Annotated in this window: 9 protein-coding genes; all 9 read left to right on the top strand. The window is 39.2% G+C overall.

Annotated features, from left to right (window positions below; translation table 11 throughout):
* The first annotated feature begins 211 nt into the window (after positions 1-211).
* Positions 212-664, top strand: a complete 453-nt coding sequence (locus T515_RS13515) for a DUF4869 domain-containing protein (protein WP_036612234.1) — start codon at positions 212-214, stop codon at positions 662-664.
* Positions 636-1,055 carry an ATPase gene (locus T515_RS13510; protein ID WP_175494648.1) on the top strand — a complete coding sequence of 140 codons (420 nt, stop codon included), beginning with the start codon at positions 636-638 and terminating at the stop codon, positions 1,053-1,055. Before T515_RS13515 ends, T515_RS13510 begins: the two co-directional genes overlap by 29 nt.
* A 3-nt stretch (positions 1,056-1,058) precedes the next feature.
* Positions 1,059-1,730 carry a hypothetical protein gene (locus T515_RS13505; protein WP_036612228.1) on the top strand — a complete coding sequence of 224 codons (672 nt, stop codon included), beginning with the start codon at positions 1,059-1,061 and terminating at the stop codon, positions 1,728-1,730.
* A gap of 231 nt (positions 1,731-1,961) precedes the next feature.
* Positions 1,962-2,348 (top strand): class I SAM-dependent methyltransferase, encoded by a 387-nt coding sequence (locus T515_RS13500; protein WP_051671748.1) that lies wholly within the window; start codon positions 1,962-1,964, stop codon positions 2,346-2,348.
* Positions 2,349-2,398: 50 nt separating this feature from the next.
* Positions 2,399-3,424, top strand: a complete 1,026-nt coding sequence (locus tag T515_RS13495) for an HNH endonuclease domain-containing protein (protein WP_242839386.1) — start codon at positions 2,399-2,401, stop codon at positions 3,422-3,424.
* A 117-nt stretch (positions 3,425-3,541) separates the two neighbouring features.
* Entirely contained in the window at positions 3,542-3,865 is a 324-nt protein-coding gene (locus T515_RS18080) for a hypothetical protein (protein ID WP_036612225.1), read from the top strand.
* 50 nt (positions 3,866-3,915) lie between these two features.
* Positions 3,916-4,443, top strand: a complete 528-nt coding sequence (locus T515_RS18075; RefSeq protein WP_036612223.1) for a hypothetical protein — start codon at positions 3,916-3,918, stop codon at positions 4,441-4,443.
* A gap of 121 nt (positions 4,444-4,564) precedes the next feature.
* On the top strand, positions 4,565-5,125 hold the full coding sequence (locus T515_RS13480; protein ID WP_036612253.1) for a flavin reductase family protein: 561 nt from the start codon (positions 4,565-4,567) through the stop codon (positions 5,123-5,125).
* A 117-nt stretch (positions 5,126-5,242) separates the two neighbouring features.
* Positions 5,243-7,486 (top strand): SF1B family DNA helicase RecD2, encoded by a 2,244-nt coding sequence (gene recD2, locus T515_RS13475; protein WP_036612221.1) that lies wholly within the window; start codon positions 5,243-5,245, stop codon positions 7,484-7,486.
* The last annotated feature ends 126 nt before the right edge of the window (positions 7,487-7,612 follow it).

Here is a 7,612-nt window from a genome sequence, read left to right as displayed (position 1 = left end):
CAAATTACGCTATTACGCATTATAAATATTTAAAAATTGACAAAAAAATAAGGCGTGGTGCGCCTTCTGAGGGTTTGGGGTGTCAAAGATCCGGTGCCCTGCTTGCCACGATTTGCCAAATAATGTTGGACAAACGGAATATTAAAAAGAGCAAATTTTTGTTATAATAATTTTTTGAAAGTATTATGTTAAATATACAATAGGTGGCAGTATGATAGATATATATACAGAGAAAAAAGAATCAAAAGACTGGATTCTTCAAAATGATCTCTATTTTAATCTAAATACAAGTAATGAAGACCTTTCCGATGAAGACATTAAACTTATCAAACAAATTGATGGTGCCAAGATAACACCTGATAAGCATATAGAAACAAAGTATGGCATAGGAACAATTCGTAATTTGTCTTCCGGGTGCAAGACATTGCTTAATATCGTGAAACATCCTGAAAAAGTAGTATGTGTTGAAGAATGTGGTCCAAATGTTTTGCAAGTAATATTCACTATGGATGATATCAAGATATATATGTCGAGGCCTTCTCTTTTTGCTATACCTAATGATGTAAAAATCAGATTTAACGATACAGATGTTGTCACAGGTGGAACCGGATATCAAAGATGGTGGAGCAGAGAGTATGAAAGGAGAGAAGCACTTGATTTATAAGAAGATAATATTTAAAGCGGATCCATTTTCATATGATCTGGAGTTTGATGACAGAATAACACTTGTAGGTGGGGATAGTGGAACAGGGAAAACGGTTCTCTATGAAATCCTGGAAGATTTAAGACTTACCGATGAATATAAAGCTATTAAACTTTTTAACTATAAATCAGATGATATTGTTACATCCATAAAGCTGTGCAGACATAATTTTATAGTGGTGGATAATGCAGATATTTTGCTTGATGATGATATCAAAAAATTTATCAACTTTGAATTTTCCAATCAGTACATGCTTTTTTCAAGAAATTGTGATGGATTAAATGTATCTGATAAAAGTTTTAAGGTATTAAAACTTAACGATAACAGGATCACATTGGAAGAGGAGCTTTGATATATGAAATATCTGTGGACGGAAGATACCGGAGCGGGACTTCATTTCTGGGAATTAGTCAACAGACTTATTTTTGATGGAACTCTTAAAGTTGAAAGCAAATTTAGTAATCAAGGTATTTTGGATGCACTGGATGATTTAAACCTGAATGATGAAGATAAGTACTATATTGCATTTGATTATGTGGTTGACAATCAAGACATTCGCAATAAGTATAGACTGTTGAAATCTATTTCCGATGTATCTGATGGAAAGATCATAATACTTGATATGATTTGCTTTGAGTACCTGATTCTGGCATTTGATAAACTGGTTCAATGGACCGGGTCAGGAAAAACAGATAAAATCAGAATGAGAGAGGATATACTAGCTGCTGTTGAGAATCATAGGATAAATCTGTCAAAAATAGAAAATGAAAAGACTCTACAGTATTTATCCGGATTCAAGAGATTTTCAACAGAACGTGTGATGAAATCTCTGACAGGTGAATTTACGGAAAACGAAAAGTGGTCTATAAAGGGAAAGCTAATGGGCGAATGTTGGTACAAAGACTGCTGTGTGTCTGATCGCCCTGATAAAAATAAGTGTGGTAATCCAGAAATCAGAGATGGAAATGAGAAGATGAAGGAACTGTTTCAATCGGAAACCATAAATAGAATTATCTCTACTATATGAAGCAGCATTATGCCGGATAGTAAAATGACAAGGATAGTACAGAATGATTCTTGCAAAAAAAACAAAAGATCTATGGTGAATACAAGCTAAGTTTCCGGGTGGATGGCATTTTCAAATGCTATTTGCCCGCTTTTTAATTCTCAATTGAGCTTGCCACGTTTGTCCCGAATTCCAGATGACATTTACAAACCTGTCCTTTAAATCGTGCAGGATGATATAATAGGAAACATTATGAGCGAAACAATAGAGTATTATGATAATAATGCTGAGAACTATGCTGATAGCACGGCGAATATCGATTTCTCCGAAATGCAGGATGCCTTTCTTTCAGAAATAAAGGTCGGAGCTTCCATCCTTGACTTCGGTTGTGGCAGCGGACGGGATTCACTATATTTTCTGCAAAAAGGCTATAATGTTACTGCTCTGGATGGCTCATCCGCAATGTGCAGAATTGCCCGGGAGAAGACCGGAATTCCCGTAATGGAAATGGACTTCAATGATTTTGATGAGCTAGATAAATATGACGGTATATGGGCATGCTCATCCATTCTTCATCTTACGAAACATGAACTTAAGAATGTTTTTATACATTTATATTACCGGAATCAGACGGAATAAAAATTGAATATTTCGGACATTTATTTGATAACACCAGTGAGTGCTACAAGATGTTCTGGTTTCAGGTGATCATTGAGAAAATTCTTGCCGGACAAACATCTGCCAGCTACGAAGAAATCATTGATGAAATGATTTCTGATGCCTGGTACATGGTGGCAGAGTATCACCTTAATCTCGGCCCAAGAGATAATCTGGAATTTGCAGTTAATCGGCTGGTAGAAATCTCCGGCTTTAAAGCATCGGAGGAAAAGACTATACTTTTGACTTATATCCGGAATTGTAAGGATCCGGAGGTGCTACGGTATAAGAAGATACTGACAGAAAATGTACCATATCGTCTACAGGCACCATTTCTGGATTTAAAGACTAACGATTGGAATGTGGGGAAGAAGCTTTTGATCGATAGGATCAATACCTACTATCGTCTGATTTATAAATTTGACCGGCTGGACGGACTGAACACAAGAATTAGTTTCGATGAGAAGTGGAGTGAGTATATTGTAAGGAATCAGGTCATCATTAAAGGTTGGCTCAAATATAATCTCGTCGAATATCTTCAGAGAAGAAATCCAAATGTTCCCGGTGTGATAGATAAGCTTTATCCGCCACAGGAGCGGAAACTGGAGGATATCCAGAAGTATTGGAAACTCATTATGACTGTCAGACCGGTGGTAGAGATTTATGGGAACGGAATGCTAAATGAGAGGGATATTTCCATAGATCATTTTGTGCCCTGGTCTTATGTTGCAAATGATGAAATATGGAACCTTCACCCCACTACGAAAAGTATCAACTCCGCAAAGAGCAATAACCTGCCAAGATGGGATGTGTATTTTAAGAAGCTGTCCGAAATAGAGTATCTGTCATATCAGCTGATATGGCAATATGAGGGGATCCATAAGGAATTTGAGAAAGTAAAAAAGAAACATCTGAATTCCACAATGGTGGAGGGAAGGCTTTATGCGCCTGGCCTTTCAGAAAATGAATTTGGTGAAAGACTTTTGGAAATCGTGCTCCCGGTATATCAATCTGCGAAGTCAGCGGGGTTCCGTGAGTGGGAGTATACAGCTGTGTAAGAGATGAATTATGGCAAGTATTTGATGGAATACTATAAGCCCTGGTACATTGTATAGAATAAAGGACATGACATGGATATTCAGAGTAATAGATTCACATACAATCTGGCGGACTTAATGCCTGCAGATTTTAACTTGTCTGTAGAAAGCTATGGTCAGCAATACGACATCATCTCAAAGGTGGCTTATCTCATCGGAGTGCCGAAGAAAATCTTCGAAAATGAAAACGAACCACCAAAGATAGATATATACAACAGACTGGAGATTGAGAAGAAAGCTCGTATCATCAGGAATCTATGCAGCCTCAGGACTCAGCTTGAAAGGAATTTTCTGAAGAGATGCCAGGGCATACAGCGGGAAGGCAGAAGCATTATCGGTATGCCGGAGTATATTCCATCCAGTATATTACAGCAGCTGTCAGAAGATGGGATTGATATATAATTGAAAAGATCATTCTGTTTGATGATGTTCATGCAGCTTCTGCGTGGGAGATGCTTGGTTCTTTTGTAGATATACCGGTCGAGTATATCCTGATTGAAAGGCTCAGAGATAATAAATCACTAGCAGACGTAAAGGTTGCGGCCAGAACCACGAAAGAATTCTTTTCAAATGGTGTTGATTCCTTCGTGCTTGCATCAAGTGATTCTGACTACTGGGGACTTATGGAAGAACTTCCGGAAGCAAGCTTTTTTGTAATGGTAGAACGTGAAAAGTGCAGTTATGCTCTGAAAGAAGCTCTTGTTAAGAACGGGATGTTTTACTGTTACATAGATGATTTTTATTCGGGTGAAGGCGAAGAAATCAAGATGGAGGCTCTTAACAGAGAACTCTCAAGAGCGATAAGAGCAAGACTTGATCTGAACCTCTATCATCTGATGGATGAAGTACTGGACAGAACAAGGATAAGAATGACTAAGCCGGAAATAGATACTTTTATAAACCGGAAAGTGAAGAATAACCTGAAACTTGAAGTTTCTGAAGACGGTAATGTAGTGATAGAATATAGATTGAGGAAGTAATTCAATGAATTAAAAACATTTGATTCAGGTTCGTGCTTTATATGTAAAGACTTGATTAATGATTATCGTAGTACAGAAAAAGTACTATATGAATACAATGCAGAAAGGAATAAGTGAAGTTATGAGCAGAAAAGATTTTGGAGCAAAACCCTTTAGTTATCCTCAGCCGGTATGGATTATAGCAACCTATGATGAAAATGGCGTACCAAATGCTATGAATGCGGCCTGGGGTGGAATCAGTGAGACAGATGAAGTATCAGTTTGTTTATCTGTAGGGCATAAGACCTGTAAGAATTTTGAAAAGACCGGTGCCTTTACCATCAATATGGCAACTGCAGATTATGTTGCGGCCTGTGATTATGTAGGAATCTCTTCAGGAAACAAAACTGAAGACAAGTTTGCAAGGGCGGGGTTTACTGCAACTAAGAGTTCTCATGTTAATGCTCCGATTATCAACGAGCTTTCAGTGTGTCTGGAGTGTAAGGTCAAGAGTTTTGATCACGAAAGCTGCATACTTAAAGGGGAGATCGTTAATGTTAGTGTTGATGAATCAGTTCTTACTGATGGTAAGGTTGATGTCAGCAAGGTAAAGCCTATAACCTTTGATCCGTTTAATAATGCTTATCATGTTGTTGGTGAAAAAGTAGGAGAGGCATGGAAAAGCGGAAAGAGCCTGATGTGATAATATATTATGTATGATAATGAAAGCTGAGGGATGTCTCTCAGCTTTTTGAAATCAGGAAAAGCTTTTTGACTTGTATGTTATTGATGTAGTCAAAACGTAAATGGATGGTCATCGATGCAGAAAATCAGGTGCGTAGTTGAGAGAATCACATATCAGAATCCTGAGAACGGGTACTCAGTTATTAAGTGTAAAGTGAAGGATTATACAGAACTGGTCACAGTCATTGGCAACATGCTGGATGTCAATGTGGGATCAGTTCTTTTGATACACGGAAACTGGAAGGTTGATACTAAGTACGGTAAACAGTTCATGGCAGATACTTGGGAGGAAACACTTCCGGCGACTGTTTATGGGATGGAGAAATATCTCGGTTCAGGGCTCATAAAAGGAGTAGGTCCAAAATTTGCTCAAAGGATCGTAAGAAGATTTGGTATTGATTCCTTTACTGTGATCGAAGACAACATTGAACTTCTTATAGAGGTTGAGGGGATCGGAACCAAACGTATACAGATGATTGCCGAGTCCTGGCAGAAACAGAAAGAGATAAAGAACATCATGTTGTTCCTTCAGGAGCATCAGGTCAGCACATCCTATGCTGCAAAAATATTCAAACAGTATGGCAATGAAAGCATTACAGTCATGAAGGAAAATCCATACAGGCTCGCTGATGATATCTGGGGCATAGGCTTTAAGACGGCCGACCAGATCGCAATGAAGCTTGGCTTCGGAAAGGAATCCTACATGCGTCTCCGAAGCGGCCTGATGTTTACGTTATCTGAGCTTTCTAATGATGGTCATGTATATGCAGAGCGAAAGCAGCTTATTGACAGGGCAAAAGAGCTGCTTGAGGCATCAGAGGAAACAGTTATAAGTACCCTCGATGATATGATCAAAAAAGAGGAGCTGATCCTTGAGCAGAATATCATAAAGAAAGATGCTGAGGGAAACAGCATTATACCGATATACCTTCCGCCTTTTTACTATGCAGAAATAGGCGTTGCATCAAAGCTTAAAAAGCTTAGTGATTCCCCGGCACAAGATAAGCTGTATGCAAGGCTTACGGAAGCAAGGAAGAAGACCGGGAACAATGAATTATCCGTTGATGTTGGTGCCATAGAGAAGATAACAGGTATGTCTTATGATGACATCCAGGCAGATGCCATAAGGAAGGCTGCCACAGCCAAAGTTATGGTACTTACAGGCGGCCCCGGTACGGGAAAGACCACAACAACTCATGGAATAATCTCTGCTTTCAATGCTTATGGGCTTAAGATACTTCTTGCAGCACCTACAGGGCGTGCGGCTAAAAGGATGACAGAAACTACAGGAATGGAGGCAAAGACCATCCACAGACTGCTTGAGTTTAAACCGCCTGAAGGTTATCAGAAAAATGAAGAAAATCCACTTGAAGGTGATGTTCTTATTATCGATGAATGCTCTATGATAGACATTATTCTGATGAACTCCCTCCTTAAAGCAATCCCGGCAACCATGAGACTTATATTGGTTGGCGACATTGACCAGCTTCCGTCAGTTGGTGCCGGTAATGTCTTACGTGATATCATAGATTCCTCTGCATTTCCTGTGATAAGACTAACCCGGATCTTCAGACAGGCGCAGACCAGCTGTATCATCATGAATGCCCACAGGATCAATGAGGGTAAGATGCCGGACATAAGTAACCGAAAGGATACGGATTTCTTCTTCATAGAGAATGAAGATGCCGAAAAGGTTTCCGGTGAGATCGTGAATCTGGTGAGGAATAAACTTCCGAAGTATTACCATGTGGAGCCATCACAGATACAGGTGCTTACTCCAATGCAGCGAGGCGTTGTTGGAGCCACAAGCCTAAACCTTTCACTTCAGGAGGCCCTTAATCCGGCTGAAGAAGAGATATTTATTAAAGGCAGGGGCAAAGTCGTCATGCCTAAACCAAGCCTTCACCGAAGCGGTTATGTCTACAGGACAAACGACAAGGTGATGCAGGTAAAGAATAACTACGATAAGGAAGTCTTTAATGGAGATATCGGTATCATTGAGTCTGTAAATGATACAGACAGAACCCTGAAAGTTAACTTTGACGGACATATTGTGGAGTACGATGTCAGCGAACTGGATGAGCTTGTCCATGCCTATGCCACAACCATACATAAAGCACAGGGTTCAGAATACCCTATCGTCGTCATGCCGATCCTTATGAACCATTACATAATGCTCCAGAGGAATCTTATCTACACAGGTATAACTCGTGCAAAAAAGATCCTTGTGTTGGTCGGCACAAAGAAGGCTTTGTCATATGCAGTCAGAAATGTGACAGTGTCAAAGAGAAATACTATGCTGAAAGAACGGCTGAAATGATAAAATTTGGGATAAATACATGCGGATTAACTGTATTGATTTATAAATAAATGCAAATATTCAGACAATTTAAGTGGCCTTTTTAAAGTACACCTCATCGTTTATTGTATATTCAGAAACAGATCA

This window comes from Oribacterium sp. P6A1 (assembly GCF_000702885.1).
Lineage (GTDB): Bacteria > Bacillota > Clostridia > Lachnospirales > Lachnospiraceae > Oribacterium.
The sequence above is the reverse complement of the archived record's forward strand: the minus strand, read 5'-3'. Positions and strand labels throughout refer to the sequence as shown.